This is a genomic window from Bacillus sp. 41-22 (genome assembly GCF_025809295.1).
Taxonomy (GTDB): domain Bacteria; phylum Bacillota; class Bacilli; order Bacillales; family Bacillaceae_G; genus Bacillus_A; species Bacillus_A mycoides.
In genome coordinates this window covers 3,136,427-3,156,464 of the sequence record NZ_CP084035.1, presented here as the reverse complement: position 1 = coordinate 3,156,464, position 20,038 = coordinate 3,136,427, and the positions used below count along the sequence as shown (strand labels likewise).

General features: G+C 35.6%; 21 protein-coding genes, 2 pseudogenes and 1 riboswitch. Of the genes and pseudogenes, 15 read left to right on the top strand and 8 right to left on the bottom strand.

The features are described from left to right. The first annotated feature begins 134 nt into the window (after nt 1-134). Nucleotides 135-857 carry a YwiC-like family protein gene (locus tag LCF45_RS16130; protein WP_002167976.1) on the top strand — a complete coding sequence of 241 codons (723 nt, stop codon included), beginning with the start codon at nt 135-137 and terminating at the stop codon, nt 855-857. A 31-nt stretch (nt 858-888) separates the two neighbouring features. Here LCF45_RS16130 and LCF45_RS16125 read toward each other — a convergent pair whose 3' ends face one another. Continuing rightward, complete coding sequence (locus tag LCF45_RS16125) at nt 889-1,080, bottom strand: hypothetical protein (RefSeq protein WP_002084448.1); 192 nt, start codon at nt 1,078-1,080, stop codon at nt 889-891. Nucleotides 1,081-1,201: 121 nt separating this feature from the next. Continuing rightward, nucleotides 1,202-1,300: riboswitch (SAM riboswitch) on the top strand. Nucleotides 1,301-1,338: 38 nt separating this feature from the next. On the opposite strand from LCF45_RS16125, the gene LCF45_RS16120 reads away from it, so the two are divergent. The 4 genes and pseudogenes from LCF45_RS16120 (at nt 1,339) to LCF45_RS16105 (ending at nt 3,250) form a co-directional block, all read left to right on the top strand. Further along, complete coding sequence (locus LCF45_RS16120; protein ID WP_002110869.1) at nt 1,339-1,659, top strand: hypothetical protein; 321 nt, start codon at nt 1,339-1,341, stop codon at nt 1,657-1,659. A 205-nt stretch (nt 1,660-1,864) separates the two neighbouring features. Then, a complete protein-coding gene (locus LCF45_RS16115; RefSeq protein WP_003190441.1) occupies nt 1,865-2,302 on the top strand; it encodes an SWIM zinc finger family protein in 438 nt (145 codons plus the stop codon). A gap of 22 nt (nt 2,303-2,324) precedes the next feature. Continuing rightward, a pseudogene (locus LCF45_RS16110) lies at nt 2,325-2,900 on the top strand (NAD(P)H-dependent oxidoreductase). Then, nucleotides 2,897-3,250, top strand: coding sequence for a hypothetical protein (locus LCF45_RS16105; RefSeq protein ID WP_002167980.1), 354 nt, complete (start codon nt 2,897-2,899; stop codon nt 3,248-3,250). The pseudogene LCF45_RS16110 and the gene LCF45_RS16105 overlap by 4 nt, the downstream one beginning before the upstream one ends. Nucleotides 3,251-3,290: 40 nt before the next feature. Here LCF45_RS16105 and LCF45_RS16100 read toward each other — a convergent pair whose 3' ends face one another. From LCF45_RS16100 to LCF45_RS16090, 3 genes are all read right to left on the bottom strand, one after another. Further along, entirely contained in the window at nt 3,291-4,637 is a 1,347-nt protein-coding gene (locus LCF45_RS16100) for a short-chain fatty acid transporter (RefSeq protein ID WP_002033241.1), read from the bottom strand. A gap of 272 nt (nt 4,638-4,909) precedes the next feature. Beyond that, nucleotides 4,910-5,257, bottom strand: a complete 348-nt coding sequence (locus LCF45_RS16095) for a VOC family protein (RefSeq protein ID WP_263892968.1) — start codon at nt 5,255-5,257, stop codon at nt 4,910-4,912. Nucleotides 5,258-5,431: 174 nt separating this feature from the next. Then, entirely contained in the window at nt 5,432-6,856 is a 1,425-nt protein-coding gene (locus tag LCF45_RS16090; protein ID WP_002128250.1) for an amino acid permease, read from the bottom strand. Nucleotides 6,857-7,120: 264 nt separating this feature from the next. Here LCF45_RS16090 and LCF45_RS16085 point away from each other — a divergent pair, with 264 nt between their 5' ends. The 3 genes from LCF45_RS16085 (at nt 7,121) to LCF45_RS16075 (ending at nt 10,658) form a co-directional block, all read left to right on the top strand. Next, nucleotides 7,121-7,870 (top strand): IclR family transcriptional regulator, encoded by a 750-nt coding sequence (locus LCF45_RS16085; protein ID WP_002128249.1) that lies wholly within the window; start codon nt 7,121-7,123, stop codon nt 7,868-7,870. A 75-nt stretch (nt 7,871-7,945) separates the two neighbouring features. Beyond that, the gene (locus LCF45_RS16080) at nt 7,946-9,586 is read left to right on the top strand and encodes a M20/M25/M40 family metallo-hydrolase (RefSeq protein ID WP_197236392.1); all 1,641 of its coding nucleotides are present in this window, start codon (nt 7,946-7,948) and stop codon (nt 9,584-9,586) included. Nucleotides 9,587-9,989: 403 nt separating this feature from the next. Beyond that, nucleotides 9,990-10,658 (top strand): serine/threonine protein kinase, encoded by a 669-nt coding sequence (locus tag LCF45_RS16075; RefSeq protein ID WP_078203896.1) that lies wholly within the window; start codon nt 9,990-9,992, stop codon nt 10,656-10,658. Between the two features lie 271 nt (nt 10,659-10,929). On the opposite strand, the gene LCF45_RS16070 is transcribed toward LCF45_RS16075, so the two are convergent. Both LCF45_RS16070 and LCF45_RS16065 read right to left on the bottom strand, forming a co-directional pair. Beyond that, nucleotides 10,930-11,493 (bottom strand): GNAT family N-acetyltransferase, encoded by a 564-nt coding sequence (locus tag LCF45_RS16070; protein WP_002128246.1) that lies wholly within the window; start codon nt 11,491-11,493, stop codon nt 10,930-10,932. Between the two features lie 117 nt (nt 11,494-11,610). Further along, complete coding sequence (locus LCF45_RS16065; RefSeq protein WP_002185389.1) at nt 11,611-11,760, bottom strand: hypothetical protein; 150 nt, start codon at nt 11,758-11,760, stop codon at nt 11,611-11,613. Between the two features lie 391 nt (nt 11,761-12,151). Here LCF45_RS16065 and LCF45_RS16060 point away from each other — a divergent pair, with 391 nt between their 5' ends. Continuing rightward, nucleotides 12,152-12,364, top strand: coding sequence for a hypothetical protein (locus LCF45_RS16060; RefSeq protein ID WP_215565972.1), 213 nt, complete (start codon nt 12,152-12,154; stop codon nt 12,362-12,364). Nucleotides 12,365-12,510: 146 nt separating this feature from the next. After that, the gene (locus LCF45_RS16055; protein ID WP_002084476.1) at nt 12,511-12,786 is read left to right on the top strand and encodes a hypothetical protein; all 276 of its coding nucleotides are present in this window, start codon (nt 12,511-12,513) and stop codon (nt 12,784-12,786) included. Nucleotides 12,787-13,170: 384 nt separating this feature from the next. Here LCF45_RS16055 and LCF45_RS16050 read toward each other — a convergent pair whose 3' ends face one another. Beyond that, nucleotides 13,171-13,653, bottom strand: a complete 483-nt coding sequence (locus tag LCF45_RS16050; protein ID WP_002167984.1) for a PRK06770 family protein — start codon at nt 13,651-13,653, stop codon at nt 13,171-13,173. Nucleotides 13,654-13,899: 246 nt separating this feature from the next. Between LCF45_RS16050 and LCF45_RS16045 the strand changes: the two genes are divergently transcribed. Further along, complete coding sequence (locus LCF45_RS16045) at nt 13,900-14,325, top strand: hypothetical protein (RefSeq protein WP_002167985.1); 426 nt, start codon at nt 13,900-13,902, stop codon at nt 14,323-14,325. Between the two features lie 169 nt (nt 14,326-14,494). Further along, nucleotides 14,495-14,953, top strand: coding sequence for a hypothetical protein (locus LCF45_RS16040; RefSeq protein WP_002084479.1), 459 nt, complete (start codon nt 14,495-14,497; stop codon nt 14,951-14,953). 472 nt (nt 14,954-15,425) lie between these two features. On the opposite strand, the pseudogene LCF45_RS16035 reads toward LCF45_RS16040, so the two are convergent. Continuing rightward, nucleotides 15,426-15,682: pseudogene (locus LCF45_RS16035) on the bottom strand (IS4 family transposase); the annotation flags it as partial. Between the two features lie 366 nt (nt 15,683-16,048). Between LCF45_RS16035 and LCF45_RS16025 the strand changes: the two are divergent. The 3 genes from LCF45_RS16025 (at nt 16,049) to LCF45_RS16015 (ending at nt 19,961) form a co-directional block, all read left to right on the top strand. Then, on the top strand, nt 16,049-17,218 hold the full coding sequence (locus LCF45_RS16025; protein WP_087962841.1) for a serine hydrolase domain-containing protein: 1,170 nt from the start codon (nt 16,049-16,051) through the stop codon (nt 17,216-17,218). A gap of 94 nt (nt 17,219-17,312) precedes the next feature. Then, nucleotides 17,313-19,397 (top strand): serine hydrolase domain-containing protein, encoded by a 2,085-nt coding sequence (locus tag LCF45_RS16020; protein ID WP_002167987.1) that lies wholly within the window; start codon nt 17,313-17,315, stop codon nt 19,395-19,397. Nucleotides 19,398-19,706: 309 nt separating this feature from the next. After that, the gene (locus tag LCF45_RS16015; RefSeq protein WP_242476675.1) at nt 19,707-19,961 is read left to right on the top strand and encodes a MerR family transcriptional regulator; all 255 of its coding nucleotides are present in this window, start codon (nt 19,707-19,709) and stop codon (nt 19,959-19,961) included. Nucleotides 19,962-20,038 lie beyond the last annotated feature (77 nt).

The window sequence follows — 20,038 nt, the reverse complement described above, 5'->3', positions numbered from 1 at the left end:
CTTTCATGCTTCTTACATATTGTAAGGAGCATTTTTTATTGTCAAAAAATAGATTCAATATATGTCCGTTATTATATGAATTTATTTGTATAATAGTAGGTGAGAACTATTTTCAAGAGGGAGGTGTATAGTTAATGAAGTTAGTTATTCCGAAGCAACATGGAGCATGGGCGATGCTTGTCATACCATTTCTATTAAGTGTATTACTTGGTAAACCTACTTTTTATCATATCCCATTGTTTTTAGCCTGGTTCTTTATCTATCTAGCTACTTATCCATTTCTCATGTACATAAGGCAAAGACGAAAAAAAGAATTTCTACACGCTGCAATTATTTATTTTATCATTGCATTTGTATTTGGGATGATTTCTTTATTATATGAATGGCGAATTCTTTTATTCGCAGTATTAATGATTCCATTGTTTATTGTAAATATGTATTACGCTCGTCAAAAAAATGAACGAGCATTACTAAATGATGTTTGTGCGATTATAGTGTTTTGTATAGGTGGTTTAATCAGTTATTATTTCTCCGTGAAATTCATAGATAAAACAGCATTATTCATTGCGCTTATTTCATTTCTATATTTTTTAGGAAGTACGTTTTATGTAAAAACGATGATTCGTGAAAAAAATAATCCGAAGTATCGTTTTATATCTTGGGGATACCATATTGTATTAACGGTAATTGTATTTGCTATAAATCCATGGTGTTCACTCATATTTGTACCAAGTGTAATTCGGGCCATTATGTTGTATGGCAAAAAGATTTCTATATTAAAAGTAGGGATTTTAGAAATTGTTAATTCTGTATATTTTTTAATAATAACGGTAATAATGATGAAGTATGCCATTTGAAAAAAACTTCCCATCTTTTGATGGGAAGTTTTCATTCTTGTTCTAAAATGTGAACGGTGTAATCGCAACGTTGAAGAGCTTGCTCTACAGCGTAAAGGGATTGTTCAATACGTGCGCGATTAAAATCTTCTTCAACAGTTTGTAATGCATCTTCTAAACAATGTTTCGCTTCTTGTAAGGAATGAAAAGAATCTTGTACGTATCCACGAGCATTCTTTTTCAAAGTAGTAGCCTCCTTTTGTACATCTTTTTGTAGTATGAACAATAAAGAAGAAAATATAATTTTTTATATTTATTTGACAATTATAATAAAATTACGTATAGTTAAATTTAAAGTGAATATTTTCTTATCCAGAGAGGTGGAGGGACTGGCCCGATGAAACCCAGCAACCGCGATGCAGGTGCTAATTCCAGCAGAACATATTTGTTCTGGGAGATAAGACGAAGATATACGTAACTTCTTCTTATCGGAGAGGTTTTTTTGTTGCAAAAAAACCGATTACGAAAACATATAATAAGAAGAAAGGGGTTGCGAAGTACTGTGACACTCGAAAAATACGTAAAACTGCGTAGTACAGTTTATGAATATATGATAGAGCAAGATAAGCCAATATCATTGTTAGATATTCAAGAACATATCGTTTCGCATCATGAAGGAAAATTCACTAAAAAAATGTTACATCAATTTTATTTATCAAGACTATTAGATGAACTCAAACTGGATGGGAAAATTACTTTAGCTGATGATGAATATCGCTATGCTGAAAAAGGGGTATTTTATAAGGCGGGAAAAGGGAGCTGAGCTCTCTTTTTTTTGAAGTATGTAGAGTAAAAGACTGCTAAAGCAGCCTGATACAAGGGAATGGTGTTGAGTGTGTAGTGTCAAAGATTGAATGTGCCTGAAAGAGGCACTTCATATCGGCTGCAAATGAAAAGAGACACCTCCGCCGAATAGGTGTCAGTCGTTTTGTCACGTAGACTCGCTACTTGACAGTTATTAGAATAACATGCAGGATTTTGGAAGTCAAAAGGGAATTAGAGGAAGAGGTGTTGTGATGTATGCATACTTATTAAAAGATATAATGAAATGGATTCCAAAGTACATTATAGATAGAGGATATGAATATTATGAAGAGGGACATGTAGAAGATGTTGAAATACACGACAAGAAAGTATTTGCTTTCGTTACTGGAAATGCAGGGAATTATGAAGTGATTATTGATCTTGAAGATTTTGCAGAAAGTAGCTGCGAGTGTCCTTATGAAAATTATTGTAAACATATGGCGGCAGTTGTGTATGAAATTCAAGGTACTGGTGAGAGTACAGTTAAAGAGCAATTGAAAGGTTTAGAAAAAGAAGAGCTACTAACAGTATTAAATCGTTTGTTACAAAGTTCGAAAAATGTGCAAATTGTAGAGAAGATGTTAAAGAAGGGGAAACTTTAACTAAAGAGGGAGTTGTTTTGTAGTGAACGTACTAATTATATACGCTCATCCTAATCCTTCAAGCTTTAATGGGGCAATTTTAGAGCATGTGCAAAAAGGACTTGAGGAAACAAATCATTCTGTTACGCTACTTGATTTATATAAAGAACAATTTGATCCAGTGCTTGTATTTAATGGAGAGAAGAAAAGACGTGATTTACTAAATGAAGAAGAGACGAAGCGATATAGAGAATTAGTGCAGAAAGCGGATATTCTTCTTTTCATATATCCGATATGGTGGTGGAGCATGCCTGCTATTTTAAAAGGATTTATCGATCGTATTTTTATAGCTGGATTTGCTTATAAATATGAAGGAGCTTTACCGAAAGGGTTATTGAAAGGAAAGAAGGCGTGGGTTATTAATACGTTAGACTCACCGTTATGGTACGTGTCCCTATTATATTGATCAGCGGATTGGATTATGATGAAAAGAGGGGTTTTACGTTTTTGTGGTATTCGCGATATAAAACGTTCTACTTTTCAATCTGTGAAAACGAGTAAAGTAACGAAGCGTGAAAAATGGCTGTTACAAATAGAAGAAGCGGCTCGTACATTATGAATGAAATCGATCGTATTATAAAGTGTTGCAATTATGATGACGAACTTTTGCGTACGTATATTAATTGTTTAGTCCAATTGAAGAAATACAGTGAAACGTTTCAACAAATTCAAATACAATTAAGAAATGATTATTTAATAAGAGGGATTTGTGAAAGAGAAGTTGATGAGGTGATAAAGGGAAGTAAAGAATATGAAACATATTTTCTTCCTAAAGTATTGCAGTGGAATTTCCTTAAGAACAATCCTCATATGATTGAAAAAGTATGTGAAGATTTGTTTACATATGAAGCATTAAATCATGCAGAGGTAGAGTGGAGAAAGGTAATAAGCTGTATAGATAATGAATGATTTATTATATAAAAAAGCTAGTATAAAACTAGCTTTTCGTTTAAATAAATAAGAAACATAGACTAATGATAAATCCTGCATATAGTAAGTTAACAACACAAAATCCCATAATATCACGCGCGCTTAAACCAGCTATCGCTAATGCCGGTAATGCCCAGAAAGGTTGAATTAAATTTGTCCAAGCATCGCCCCATGCAATTGCCATCGCTGTTTTCGCGGCAGGTACACCAAGTTCAGCGCCAGCTGGAATCATAATTGGTGCTTGCACTGCCCATTGACCGCCTCCAGATGGAACGAAAATATTTACAATGCCAGCACTTAAAAATGTAAAGAGCGGGAATGTGGTTTCATTTGAAATACTAATAAAGAAAGTAGAAATAGCTCCTCCAAGCGAAAGACCTTCACTATTTACTCCAATCATCATCCCCATAATTCCAGCATAGAACGGAAACTGAAGTAAAATACCTGAAGCACTCTTAGTTGAGTCAGAGAAAGCGCGAATATATTGAATCGGAGTACGGTGGAAAATAAGACCGGCAATTAATAACATAAAAATAACGATATCAAGTGTAAGGTTAAAGCCTTTCGTACTAAAATAGTTAAAAATATAAATAAGACCTAATAATCCGATGCAAAGTGTAATAATCATACTATTTTCCATTTTTTCAGCGAACGTATTGTTCCCTACTTCTTGAGCGGCAGCTTCTTCATGGAATACGCTAGGATCTACAGTAATTGTATGCTTTTCATCTGGATGCATGGCCCGGTTAATGAGAGGCATCGTAACGAGAAAAATAATAACTGGCACGAGTGCGTATGGTGAGAATAACGTTTCTGTTATTGGAATCGCTTCTTTAATACTTCCAGCTGTCGTTTTAATTAACGTTTCGCCGCCAGTTGCTAACGTAAGAGGGATAGAAGCAGACAGACCTGCATGCCAAATGAGAAATCCAGAGTAGGAAGAAGCAATTGCTAACCTATAATCTAAACCTTCTAATTGTCTTGCCACTTCTTTTGCATATAAAACAGATACAACAATACCAAATCCCCAGTTTATGTATGCTCCTAGTAAACTTACGATTGAAATTGCAATAATACCTTGTCCATTTGTTTTCGGTAATTTCGCTGCTCTCGTTAATCCTTTTTTAATAAGAGGAGCGTTTGCTAATGCAGATCCTGTCACGAGTACAAGAGCCATTTGCATAGAAAAGGCGAGAAGTCCCCAAATGCCATTGCCCCAATGCGTAATCATTTCGACCGGTGTTTGGTGCGTGGCAAACATGCCGAAGAAGATAACGAAAACAGTTAATAAACATGATAAAATAAACGGTTCTGGTAAGAAACGCTGCACAAGGGCAACACATCCATTTGTAAATGAACGAAACAAAATAGATCAACCTCCTTATGTATGTTTATTACAATGTTCGAGGTTGTTTGGGGGATAACCTTTAATTTACGGAAAATTCAGACATTCAAGATGATTGTAATTTATTGATAGATTGATATTATTAATAAATGGATAGGCTTATACTAAGTTGGATAGATTAAAAAAGTGCACCTCCGATTGTTAGACTGTGTCTAATAATCGGAGGTGCACTTTTTTATTTACCTTATTGAACTAAAGCATCTGTTAGCATAATAGCAAATGATTAAAATCCACTATTTCTCCCAAAGCTCAATCAATCGCCCTTCAGGATCTTTAATCCAAATAAACTTTCCAAATTCACTAATCTCTTCTTTCTTTTCAAGAGGTACGCCAATTTGTTCAAGATGCTGAATAGTCTCGTTTAGATTATGTACTTGGAAATTTAACATCACTTGTTGTTCTGTAGGAAAATAACTATCATTCTCGGCAAAGAAAGAAAAGATAGTCTCAGTTCCTAATTCGGGTTTAATCACAGTCCCGTTCCAATTTTCTATTTCAATATTCAACACTTCACTGTACCATTTTTTTATAACATCAAGATTTTTAGTTCTCCAAAATATTCCTCCGAAACCTTTTATCATCGTATTTAACTCCTATCTGTCTTTTAATTTTTAATGTGACTATGTATTCAATATATCAAAACAAAAGAGTAATAGTAAGTGGGAAATAGGGGGCCAGGAAAAATGAATAAAGCAATGATAAAAGACCGCACATGAAGTAAAAGCAATGTGTGGTCTTTTAAATATCGTACAGTATTACGAAGTTTCGCTAATTTTAGTCTCTATATGAGTGTTATTAGCAATTTTTTTCTTAATCTTAAAGTGATAGTATGTGTAGCAAAAAATGATAAATGGTACAGTGCAATAGATTCCTAGTCTTTGACTTGGGATAAAGATAAGACTTATTAATATAATGCCATACAATCCAAAACCAAGAATTGGTACAAGAGGATAAAGTGGAGTTTTAAATTTTAAGTCTTCTAATTTTCCACCGTCGGCTAAATAATGTTTACGGAAAAAGAATTGAGAAACACAAATTGACATCCAAACAATAATTGTAATGACTCCAGAAATTGAAATGAGCCATAAGTAAACAGTTTCAGCAGCTACAACGCTTGTCAAAAGAGAAAAAGCAGAAATAGCTATCGTTAAGATTAAAGCGTTTAAAGGTATCCCTCGTGATGATAATTTCTTTAAAAAGGCTGGAGCCATATCATTTTTTGATAATGACCAAAGCATTCGAGTTGCAGCGTACAGTCCTGAGTTTGCGACAGAAAGAACAGCAGTAAGAATAACAAAGTTCATAATATCAGCTGCATATGGAATACCTATATTATCAAATACAGCAACAAACGGACTCTTTGTTAATCCTGCCTCTTCCCAAGGAATTAAAGCCACGAGAACAAAGATTGCTAAGACGAAGAAAAACATCGTGCGCCATATTATATTTCTAATAGAACGAGGTAAAGTCTTTGCTGGATCTTCACTTTCACCTGCTGCGATTCCAACAAGTTCTGTACCTTGGAAGGAATAATTGACTGTAACCATTGTTAAAAGAATAGCGGCAAGTCCATTTGGGAATAAACCACCATGATTTACGAAATTTGAAAGAAGCGGAGCGGGTTCGTTTCCTTTTAAATCAATAAAACCGAACATAGCGGCGCCGCCAAGAATAATGAAAGCAATAATGGCAGATACTTTTATACTTGAGAACCAAAATTCTGTTTCTGCATAACTACGAGCGGATAATGCGTTAATAGTGAATATTGTAACACCAAATATTAAACACCAAACCCAGACAGGAATATCAGGAAACCATCGCTGCATTGTAATACCAGCAGTGGTAAATTCAAGACCAGTCGTATTCGCCCAGCTTAGCCAATACAACCATCCGATGGTAAACCCAGTTGCGGGATTGATGAACTTAGTGGCATATTCCTGGAAGGAACCTGAAACTGGCATTGCTACAGCAAGCTCACCAAGACATAGCATAACGAGATACATTAATAATCCACCGGCCATAAAGGCAAGTACGGATCCACCAGGTCCAGCTTGACTTATAATAAAACCAGATCCGTTAAATAACCCCGTTCCAATCACACCACCGAGTGCAATCATGAATAAATGTCTACCTTTCATCGTGCGCTTTAATTCATTGTTTGTATTGTTTACTTGCGTCATTGTTTTCCTCACCTTCATAATTAGTAGTATGAAAATTGATGTTTTTCCGTATTATGGAATGTATTCCGTGATGTGAAATCTTGTTCTAATTTTCAGATAATTAAAAAGAAAAGTCAATATTTTTTTGTTTGCGTTTTCATTTTTTTGATAGTGTTATACCTCTATTTTTAGAAAATTAAATAAATTAATTGATTTCAGTTTGGATTTTTGATAAATTGATAGGTAATTAGGCTAAACATACTACAAGTAAAGTTGAGGCGAGTTATGGTACAGTCCATTGATCGAGCGATAGGTATTATTAAGTTACTGAATTCTACAAATGAAAAAGAGTATTGGGCTATTTCTGATATAGCTGATAGAACACATCTCCCGGTTAGTACAGTACATAGGTTACTGAACTCTTTAATGGAGCATGGATTAGTTACGCAAATTTCAGAAACAAAACAGTACAAGATTGGACCAATGTGGATGGAAATAGGATTACGTCAATTGGAGAAGGTAGACTACAGATCTGTTGCAAGAGAAGTGATGAAGCGTTTGGCCTCTGAAGTTGAAGAAAGTGTTTATTTGAACATTCCAAATGGAACACATTCTATTATCATTGAAAGAATTGATAGCCCTTTAAAAATTCGAGTTATCGATAACTTAGGGGAGCAGATTCCACTTTCGATTGGAGCCGCAAATAAAACGATGCTTGCCAATATGAACACGAATGAAATGGAACACATTGTAGAACATTTACTTTCTTCTTTACCAGAACAAAAGCAAATTCTTTTCGATCAAATAAAGCAGATCAGAAATGAAGGATATGCTGTGAGTTATGGTGAAAAAACAGAGGGGACAGCTTCAGTAGCTGCACCTATTATAGGATTTAATCATAAAGTAGTAGGAGCATTAAGTGTTGGGTTAATTAGTCATCGAATTAATGATGATCGACTATCTTTTCTTATTAGTAAGGTAAAACAAGCAGCTCATGAAATATCAGTAAAAATCGGCAGTACATCAGAATTATAATTTTGATAGCTGTCGTCATTTTTTATTCATATATTGGAATTGATTTTCACAATGCGGAAAAATAGGGGGATTTATATGTCAAAGTGGCAATCTAAAGAACAATTGGTTCAATTATTAAGCAATCTTGTTGAAATTCCTAGTATTACAGGTTCAGAAGCTGAAGTTATATTGCCAGACTTTGTTGTAGAACAATTATCTGACTTACAGTATTTCAAACAAAATCCGCATCATTTACAAAAAAATCCGACGGGGGATGGACGATATTTTGTTACAGCTCTAGTAAAGAAAAGTGATAGTACGAAAAATACTGTAATTCTTGTTAGTCACTTTGATGTTGTAGATGTACAAGATTATGGAGTGTGGAAAGAAGATGCATTTAACCCTAAAAAATTAACATCTATGTTTTATTCTCATAAAGATGAGCTACCAGATCATGTACGTGAAGATATTGAACAAGGAGATTGGCTATTTGGTAGAGGAACGATGGACATGAAATGTGGTCTAGCTTTACAAATGGCGATGGTTGAGCAAGCTTGTGAAGGAAGATTTGATGGGAATGTTCTTTTGTTGGCTGTTCCAGATGAAGAAGTGAACTCTGTAGGGATGAGAGCTGCTGTTCCAAGATTATTAGACCTAGTAAAAGAACATGACTTAGAGTATAAAACGGTCCTAAATTCAGAGCCTATGTTTTCAAGACATCCTGGTGACCAAAATAAGTATATTTATACTGGTTCTATTGGGAAGGTGTTACCTGGTTTCCTTTGCTATGGAAAAGAGACACATGTAGGCGAACCTTTTGCAGGATTAAATGGGAGCTATATGGCTGCATTATTAACAGCTGAATTAGAGTTGAATACGGACCTTTGCGATATTGTAGATGGTGAAGCAAGTCCTCCACCAACTAACTTGCTTCAAAGAGATTTAAAGGAGGATTATTCTGTACAAATTCCTCATCGTGCAGTCACGTTATTTAACTTGTTTTTACTAGAAAAAACGATGACAGATGTAGTTTCATTGTTACGCCAAAAAGTAACGAAAGTAGCAGAGAAAATTGAAGAATCGTATGAGGAGCGAGCGTATCATTTTTCTAAGTATAATCCGTTCATACCGCCTAATCTTAAAGTAAATGTATTAACGTATGAAGAGCTTATCGCTTATGCAATTGAACAACATGGAAGAGAAAAAATAGATGAAATTCAATCCGATATTATAAAAAATAGAGAAGATAAAGATGATCGTGCAGTAACTATTGATTTAGTAGACAAATTAGCTATCTTATGTAAAGAAAAGGCTCCAATGATTGTACTTTTCTTTGCGCCGCCATACTATCCAGCTGTGAGTTCACGCAACAATCCTTTAATTAGAGAGGTAGTTGTAGAAATGGAAAAGTATGCCCACTATAATCATAGCATTACATTTGAAAATCAAAATTATTTTGGGGGAATTTCAGATTTAAGCTATGTCGGCTTACAAAACCCATTGGATTCAATGAGTTCTCTTGTCGACAATATGCCATTATGGGATAAAGGTTATTCGATTCCACTTCAGGAATTAGAAGAGTTTGACGTTCCAGTATTAAATATGGGACCAGTAGGAAAAGATGCACATCAATGGACGGAGCGTCTGGACGTAAATTACGCATTTGAAACGTTATTAGATATGTTACCTATATGTATTGAAAAACTACTTGTTTCTAATAAAGTTACACAGTCATAGTATTTGCATAAGAGGGAGAAAAGGACCGTAGTGATACGGTCTTTTTTTCGTAATGAATAGTTTGAAACCTTAGATTTATGAAATTGTGATGTAAGAATTCTCCTTAAAATAGATTCGCAATAAATTATTTAGAGAGAGTAGATATGGCTTGTACACTTTTTGTAACGGTATTTGCTGAGTTTTTGTATAATATAATTATGTGAAGTTAACATAACTTATTGTATCAATAATATATATTTGCGTAGAATATCCATTTTAAGATTTTGAAGTACCCCCCTAAATGAAAAATTTATTTCGCTAAAGTTAGTTACTTAGTGAAGTCTGCTCATTTTTTTCGTATTAGGGAAGAATGTACTTTTTAACTTGATGGGTATGGGGGAGTACCCCTTGTAGCAAAACCGGAGTGGAAATGATGAGTATAAATAGTTTTGTGAGATTGATAAAGGACGAATTATTAAAAGAGGTAAGCATAAGAAGTGAGGATGAATTCGAGCCTATAGTAGTTAAAGATATTCCTAGACTTTGGAAGTGTTTAGGGACAGGTAATTATGCCGCAGTATTTATGCACAAAGAATACAAAGATTGGGTAGTGAAAGTTTACGCGCGAGAAGGAGAAGGAATTGAAAAAGAGGCAGAAGTATACCGAAGAATCGGAAATCATCCTTCTTATTCGAATCTTATATATAAAGGAGAAAATTTCATAGTATTGAAACGTTTAAAAGAAATTACCTTATACGATGCTATTCATAAGGGGATTAAAATTCCTAAGCAGGTAATCCTTGATATCAATGAAGCTATAGAGTATGCAAGGGAGCAAGGATTAACTCCTTGTGATGTTCACGGAAAAAATGTGATGATGGAAAATGGAAGGGGATATGTAGTCGATGTATCTGATTTCTTAAAAACAAAAGAAGATAGTAAGTGGAGAGACTTAGAAAAGGCATATTTTACATTTTACTTGCCTTTCATTTATAAATTGCCTTTCCCTGTTAAAATACCGTATTTCATGTTAAACATTGTTCGACGTTCATATAGAAAATATAAGAAGCTTAAAAAGAAATTCAAATTGTAAAAGGACCACATACTTATCTTTAGGTTAGATAAGTGAACCACTAGTAAACAAAAGGACCGTACATTTTAGATATGTCTAATATGTACGGTCCTAATTTTATAACTTCATGAAGTAATTTATTTATAAAATGATTGTAACAATAGAATATACCCATTTCAGTACATTTCATTTTAAACATATTGATGTACTATAGTTCTAAACAAATCACAATAATGGATTAGAAGGGGAATAAACTATGTACACAGACGCAATTGAGTATTAAAATTTCAATCTAATTTACCTTTGCATAGATGCAGGTATCAGTTAGTTTTTTACCGTCAGCTGAAAGATCTTCATTACGTAATATCCCTTCAAGCTCAAAACCTAGTTTTTCAGGGATCGTACGACTTTTAGTGTTAGTAGATTCACAGCGTATTTCAATCCTTCTAAATTTGAGTAACTGAAATCCAAGGTTTGTTAACTCACTTACTACCTCTGTCATATATCCATTGCCACTAAATTGCGTATTAATCCAGTATCCAATTTCACATTTAGAAATTTTCCAATTAATTCCGTGAAGGCTAGCAGTTCCAATAAAATCATTAGTATCCTTATGATAGATAAGATAGCGAAAGCTTTCTCTTTTCAAAAAATCTATATGGGCATTTCTCAGGAGAATTTCCGTTTCTTCAACAGTAGGAATTGACTGAAATAAAAGCAACCATTGTTTTAACTCATTAATTGAATCCTTAATAGCTTGGTGTACGACATTCCCGTCACCAGCTTGAAGTGGTGCTCGAAGAATTAGTCTGTCTGTTTCTATTTGTAACGGAACATCTAATAAAATAGAATTCATATCATTTCTCCTCTCGAAAACTTTAAATTATGACAGAATGAAACGTATATAATAAAAAAACTTTCACCCAAAAGAAATAATTCTTGAGGACGAGAGTTGCAATTTCATGGCACGTTATTATGATAAATAAATTAAAAAACACCCTATCTCACTAACAGGAGATCCCGTCACAGCATTACTATAAGTTATTACAGAACCGTGCGAAGCTCTTAGTCTTTCTTCATTAAGAACTTGATATGTAGCAATACAGTAAAGTTTATCTCCCATAAAGGGACCTCCCAAAAATTAGTAAACAATAAATATATATTCAATTAATCACTTAGAAATCCCTTTTCACATATTGAAAACCAAACTGCCAGTTGGTACAAAAAATGGCTACCGAAGCAGCCTTAGGTTGTTTAACTCATGCATGCGTTAGTTGAATAAGGAATTATTATTTTTTTATCTATTGGCTTACAATTTTTATCTTTTGCATTTCTTAGCTTGATGGTGATGGGGGGGTACCCCTACTAGAAAAATTGTCTCCGCGTGAACGTGAAGAACTTGAAAAATTTAAAGAAAGCACAAGATGCTTTTGATAAACATGAAATCGGGAAAGCTATGAATAATGTTCAAAAGGCAAAAAGTGATGAAAATAAAGAATTAACAAAGCAATGCATTGCAAGGTGAGATTCAACAAGAATTTTTAGCTACATTTAATAAGCTGAACATGAATGATATTACTGGCGATGTAAAAGAAGCCCGTAAATCTTTAGATGATCTCATGGATTGGATACAACAATCTGACTTATTAAAATCTCAAAAGAATTTTGTTGATACGTTACCTGAAAAAGAAGCGAGTATCTCTAAACTAGAGGAAAGTAAAAAATAAAGAAAAGAGGTTACCTAAAAGTAACTATCCAGCGACTTTTGGGACAACCTCTTCTTTTCGTTGTAGATTTTCAAGAAAATTTAGAATAAAATAAAAATATAACCATCTACCTATTATTTACTAATGAAAAGAAAAGGGGTAGCGAAATGCAACTGAAGTATGGGAAGCACATTAATATATTATCTATTGTTCTAACTTTGTTCTCTTTTTCCGTAATTGTAAGTTTCTCTACCTGGTTGAGTGGATATTCAATTCCCAACCTTTCTACAATGCTTAAGGTAACAATGTGGAGTGCATTTATTCTTGGAATTATAGGGTTTAGACAAGAGAAAAGCGCACTAGCGATTATAATTATGGGAATATGTGCCTTTGCTCTAGTCGTTCTATATACTTATGCGGTTATAAGTTTTCTTGAGCATTAAACACAAAAAAAGAAACGAACATTTTTGTTCGTTTCTTTTTTTGGGGGATGATTATTATAAAATAGCCTCTTCTAATGATTGAGTGCTGAATCCAAGAATTGATTTTTGAGTGTTATTCTCATGATCTTTTACAATGATATATGGAACGCCCTGTACGTTAAAGAATTCAAACTCTTCTTTTCCTTCTGGGGTATTAGAGGGGTACCACCCACATTTTTTACTGAAAAAGAAATTGTATTTATAAAGCGAAAAAAACGCTATTCTTTTTGTAACAATATACAGAAACGCCATCCTTTCCTATGATTCTACAGAAAGAATAGCGTATTTTTTCATTTTAGGGGGCATTTCTTTTTATTAGTTTGATAGCGAGGTGACGATACCCCTTTATTGTTTTTCAGACTTCGCTTGTTCTAAAATGTATGCTTCTTCTTGTTCCGGTGTCGCTAATTCGTATGCTTTACCAGTGCTGCTATTGTCCCATTCCCATAATAAATTATGCTCCTCAACCGATTGAGAGAAATCGCCTTCATACCAACGAACCAAAATCTTAAGGTACTGTTCTTTATGTTGTAAGGTTCCACTATTACTTTCATCAATCGCTTGACGTACTTTTTCGATGTTTTCTGGAGTCATTTTGATAAATCCTTGCTTTTCGTGGGATAATACTTTTTGATGAGTCATTTTGTGCATTGCATTGATTATATGACGATCAGAGTTGAGGTCAAGTATTACCTTTTCCCCTTTAATTCTCTCAGTCTGCTTTTCCTTAACGTCTGAACCTGCATACGTACCGACTTTGTAGCCAGTAAAAATACCAACTGCTATAGCAATAACTAAGGTTGATGTGATTTTAATCCACTTTTTCAAACCTCTTACCCCCCTTTTATTGAAGTGTACCATAAAAGAAGAACTGTATGCCCATATCTATCTGTGAGGTCTACATAACGTATCATTATCAATAGTCAACGATGTATAAAATTTTCGTTATGGGGGTAGTTAAAAATATTAGCTTGATAGCGATGTGGCGGTACCCCTTAATGGGCATCTTTTTCATATTCAGCAATAAATTTCATAGTATACTAATATTTAGGTATTTATATTGGGAGGATTAAAATGATGAAGAAATCAGTATTAGCAGTTGGTTTATCGGTTGCAATGTTAGCGGCTTGCGGCGAAAAAGAAGTGGTTCAAAAAGAGAAGCCAAAAGCACAACAAACAACTGCGAAAACAGAACAACCAAAAGATGAGCAAACACGAATGATGAAAAGTTTTGAACGTAGAACCAAAGAAATTAAAGAATATTTCGGTGGTACTGTTACAGCGGGTGAATTAAAAAAAGAAAATAACTTGTATGTCTTATATGTTTTCGTTGACAAAACAGCATTGTCAAATGCAGACGAAGGCCTACGGGAAAATTTCGGCTACAGAACGAGAACAAAGTTAAAAGATGCCGTTGCGCAGAGTGGCTTGCAAGAATACGGCAAAACAACCATAAGATACTTCACATCAGACAATAAAACAGAAATTGAATTTGAATAAGTATTCCTGCGGGAGTGCTTTTTTATTTTATTTGCAGGAAATTATCACCATTTGTCGAATTATATAAGCTGAAGGGTGATAAAAATGAGACATAGAAATCTTTTTATGCTGGCAATGAATACGTAAAAACAAAAACATTCACTTATAACGGTTAATAGGAGGAATTATCATGAAAAAATTAGCTACAATTGCATTAACAGTAGCTTTAGCTTTAGGCGGTTTGACGGTTATGAACATTAACACACCTGAAGCACAAGCAAGTGAAGATTGTCATTACATCTGTGGTCCTAGCGAAACGGTGAATGGTGTTACAGTTCAAGTTCACGCTACGGAATACACTTTTGGTGGAAACGTAATTGCAAGAATTACAAATAACCGAGCTGAGGACATTCATTATAATGTCAGCATCGAAAAGAAATATGGAGACAACTGGGGAGAATATGATACTTTCTTCCATTGGCAAAATCAATGGGTTCCAGCTGGAGCAAATGATGAAATTTCAACTTTCACAGGATATGGAGAAAACATTTACGACAATGGAACATACCGTTATAAAGTTGAAATTGTAAGTGCTGACGGTTCTGTAGATACAATTTACACAGCAGCAATGACGGTAACAGGGCGATAGCTCATGACTGAGCTTCATTATTTATGATTGTATTATCAATAATATCATTGATAATTGCGTTGATATTATTATTAAAATAAGCTCTTCGGAGCTTATTTTTTTATATAAAAATTGAATATTAATATTCTATTATTGAGTTTTATCCTCTGTTCATAAACATAAGATTTTCTGGACAGATGTCTCTTAACGGACAGAAAACGCTTAAAATATGTCCGGATTGTGTCTAAACGTACAATTTTCCCGAAATGGTATGGTGAGACCACATCCATCAACTTAAGAAAAGTAAACACCCCAAAAACAAAAAAATGAGCTGACTTCTCAAAAAAACTAACTGTAGAGAAAGAAAATTTTCATTTAGGGGGTACTTCAAAACCTTAGCTTGATGGGCTTTTTTCTTTTTTCTAAAGATCCAGTGTAAGTTCTTTAAATATTTTCATACCAGATAAACCCTATTGGGTTTTAATTTTTTGGATTACGCTACATGCTTGTGAGGCATAGAAAGGTTATATACGACGCCTAAGATATCAAAGACGGTTTCTTCTCATACCTATGGGATTTTCGTCCGTTTTTCTGTAAGAGATCAAACAGACGAAACAATATCTTTGTTAATTCTTTGGTGTCTTTTTGTAGAGATTCATAAATAAGTAGAAAATAATCTTTTATGATATAAATCGTTTTATATTCGCTTAATTCTCGTTTTCTCTTGATGAGAATTAATTGGCAGATTTGAGACACAGAAGCTATTTTGAACGTAAGGGATTTGTAAGGAATAGGTAAGGAAAAAGAGATTTTCATTGTGTATGATGAAAATATAAAGAAGCATGAAAGGAGGAACAGATATAACTTATATATGAAAAACAAACCAGTTAATAAGAGCGTTTCATGGAAAAGAAATAAATTCTGAGGTTAACATACATGCAAAAAGAGGGATTTACCGTTTATTAGGACAGAATGGAGCTTGTAAAAATAATCATTATGAAGATGATTACGAATTCAATGTTGAATTTTTGTCATCGGTAGAGATGATAGCTGTGTGGTGAGTATGAAATATCAAGCAACCACCTATACAATATGAATAGAGGAGAGGAATGCCTTATGAAAACACGTAGTCAAATTACATTTGCAAGTCTGGCTCTTTTAATAGCTGGAAGTTCCCTGTTATATACAACGCCAGCCTCAATTGTAAAAGCAGAGCCCACTCAAAATGTATCTAGTTCGTTACAAACAAGCACTCAACGAGATCGTACTTCCGTCAAGCAAGCAATGCGGGATACATTGCAACTTGGATACCCGGGGATACTTGCTAAAACTTCTGAGGGTGGAAAAACGTGGAGTTATGCCGCTGGGATAGCGGATCTGAGAACCAAGAAACCAATGAAAACAGATTTTCGCTTTCGCATTGGCAGTGTGACGAAGACGTTCACAGCAACGGTTGTACTTCAATTAGTCGGAGAGAACCGCTTGAATCTAGACGACTACATCGAAAAATGGTTGCCTGGTGTCATTCAAGGAAACGGATATGATGGTAACCAGATTACTATCCGGCAGATATTGAACCATACAAGTGGTATCGCTGAATACTCAAGGTCAAAAGACGCTGACTTTACGGATACAAAAAAATCGTATACGGCTGAAGAGTTAGTGAAGATGGGGATTTCTCTGCCCCCAGACTTTGCCCCAGGAAAGGGCTGGTCTTATTCAAACACAGGATATGTATTACTAGGTATTCTTATTGAAAAAGTAACCGGAAACAGCTATGCGGAAGAGATTGAAAATCGGATTATTGAACCGCTTGAATTGTCGAATACATTCCTACCTGGCAATTCAAGCGTTATTCCAGGCACCAAGCATGCCCGTGGATATGTCCAACCAGACGGAGTAAGTGAGCTAAAAGACGTTACTTATTATAACCCAAGTGCAGGTAGCTCAGCTGGAGATATGATTTCTACTGCTGACGACTTAAATAAATTCTTCTCTTACTTGCTCGGGGGTAAATTACTGAAAGAACAGCAACTAAAACAAATGCTTACTACAGTTCCTACAGGAAAAGAAGGAATCGATGGATATGGTCTTGGAATCTATGAAACTAAGCTTCCAAACGATGTCTCGATATGGGGACACACAGGTGGCATTCTAGGGTTTACTACTCTTGTTGGAGGTAAACTTGGAGGCAAGCATACGTTGGTCGTCAATTGGAATAGTTTGGGTAGAGCTGACAGTCCTAATCCTTTTAAAAATATTTTACTTGCTGAATTTGGTAAGTAGGTAAAAAGGAAAAACGGATAAATTTTGTCATATTTTTTATAGTTAAACAAATAAGTGATGAATTCGATTACTTGTCTAAGGAGGCAATTCTCTCATGAAAAATAAACTATCTGGGGTGTTAGCCGCTACATTAGCGCTAACGATGATCCTACCAACAGGGGCGATAGCATCTTCAAGCAGTAAGACTCCGGTTGTAGCTAACCAAGAAGTTGCTAACCAAGAACTGGAGAAGATTGCGGCAGAGAAGGCTGCGCTACTCACGAAGTCCTATGGGACGACTAGCGTGCAGTATGCGCTAATTGATAATGGTAAACTTATTTTGTCGGGTCAGACAGGCAAGAACGATATGGAAGGAAAACAGCGGCTGAACAAAGATACTCTATATGGGATTGGTTCAGTCAGTAAAATGTATGCAACAGCGGCTGTAATGAAATTGGTCGACGAAGGAAAAGTCGATTTGGATGCTCCTGTTGTCCACTATGTTCCTGATTTCAAGATGAAAGACGAGCGGTACAAACGCATTACGCCACGTATGCTGTTAAACCACTCCTCCGGCTTGCAAGGTTCCACGTTAAGTAATGCATTTTTATTTAACGATAATGATACCTATGCCCATGATGTCTTGATGCGGCAATTGTCCAACCAAAGCTTGAAGGCGGATCCTGGCGCGTTCTCGGTATACTGCAACGACGGCTTTACGCTGGCCGAGATTTTGGTGGAAAGAGTCAGCGGTATGAGCTTTACCGAATTTATACATCAACGGTTTACAGAACCCTTACAGCTGAATCATACGAAAACGCCGCAGGACAAATGGGAAGACGATAAGCGGGCTGGACTCTATTTTCCGGCGTACCAAGGGAAGCTTCCCATTGAATCGGTGAATGTGATTGGTTCGGGAGGGATCTCTTCCACGGCAGAAGATATGGTACGATTCTCACAATTATTTATGGGACAGGGAAAAGGGATCCTCTCTGATAAGGCAGTCAAGGCGATGGAGCAAGAGGAATATAAAAAAGGAATGTGGCCGGGGGATGGAGGTAATATTTTCAACTATGGTCTTGGCTGGGATAGTGTGAAACTATACCCATTCAGTGAATATGGGATAAAAAGCATGGCTAAGGGCGGCGATACAACACTGCAACATGCTATACTGGTCGTGCTTCCGGAACAGAAGATGGCAGTGGCTGTGTTGTCATCCGGCGGCCAAAGCTCTACAAATCAACTACTGGCAACTGAATTACTGCTCGCCGCGCTTAAAGAGAAGGGCACAATTAAGGACATCAAGCCAAACAAATCCTTTGGCAAGCCGGTCAAGGCCAAGATGCCTCAAGACGTGACGAAGAAAGCGGGCTTTTACGGCAATAGCGAAAGTCATTTCAAAATAGAAATTACGAAGAATGGAGAACTGTTCTTACCATCTAATCGAGAAGAAAAATATGTATATACTGCGAATGGAAGCTTTATTAATGAGAAGGGTACTTCCAAGCTCAACTTCGTCACTGAGAAGAATGGAAGCACTTATTTGAAGGTGAGCACATATAAATCGACGCCAGGCTTAGGGCAAAATGTGATGACTCACTATTTAGCCGAGAAACTAGAAGACAACGTGCTATCGAAGAAAACCGCTGCCGCATGGGCGAAGCGGGAAGGCGTCAAGTTCTATCTCGTGAACGAGAAATTTAGTTCTATTGAATATCTCGTTCAACCGAAACTTATTACCACACAAATTACTCGCAAGGAAGGCCTGGAGGGCTATTGGGACGGCAGAAAAATTACAGGTCCGAACACCGCGGCGCATCAGCTCCAGATCCCTGTGATGAATGGCCGTGATACGACGGAAACTCATTTCTATACAGAAGGCGGCAGTGAATATATGGAGATGGCCGGATTGTTATATGTAAGTGGATCCAACGTAAAACCGCTTGATGCAGGCCAATCATCCAAAGTTACGCTACAAGCAAATGGGCATGCGAAATGGTTTACGATCCCACAAGCGACAGCAGGGAAAACGATGAGCGTGACGTTGTCATCGAAGAGTTCATTCGCGGTGTATGATGAGAAGGGAGTATGCGTCAATTTTACCGTTGTGAGCGGCAATAACAAAGTAAAATTGCCGAAAAACGGATCGGTTGTATTTGCTGGCGCGCCGAACTCGGAATTTGCAATCACGTTGAACTAGCTACGATTCAAGATGGACTTCAACAAAACCAGTAAGACACAGAAAAGGTGTTTTGCTGGTTTTGTTTGTATTTACGCATTATCTTTACCGAAGAGGCTTTCCACGAATAATATCACGCTCAAACTCTGCAAGAACAGCTATCATACCAACTTTTTAGCTGTTAAGAAACTTTGCAACAGAACCAGACATGTACTCCTTCATCACTAAAAACAGCCAGTTTTGATTTTAAATTTTTTTATTTATTGACTATGAAGTAACCACATAGTTTATAGTATGAACATTATTCCTTATAGGAGGCAATATAATTAGATGGATAGCTATAAGTTAACTAAAAGTGATGTAATTAAGATTTTTAATACTACGAAAGAAATACTTCGATTCTATGAAGAAAAAGGATTAGTTCAGCCAAAGGTAGGTAAAAATAACTATAGATTGTATGGAAATGAAGACCTACAAAGAATTAGCCAAATCTTCTTTTGTAAAGATATGGGTTTTTCAATTGAAGAAATTGATTTAGTAATAAATAAGAGAAATATAATAAACAATATGAATACCAGGATTTAGTACTTTTGCTGGAGGTATACTTGGAGGTAAGCATACGTTGGCCGTCAGTTTGAACAGTTTGGGTAGAGCTGACAGTC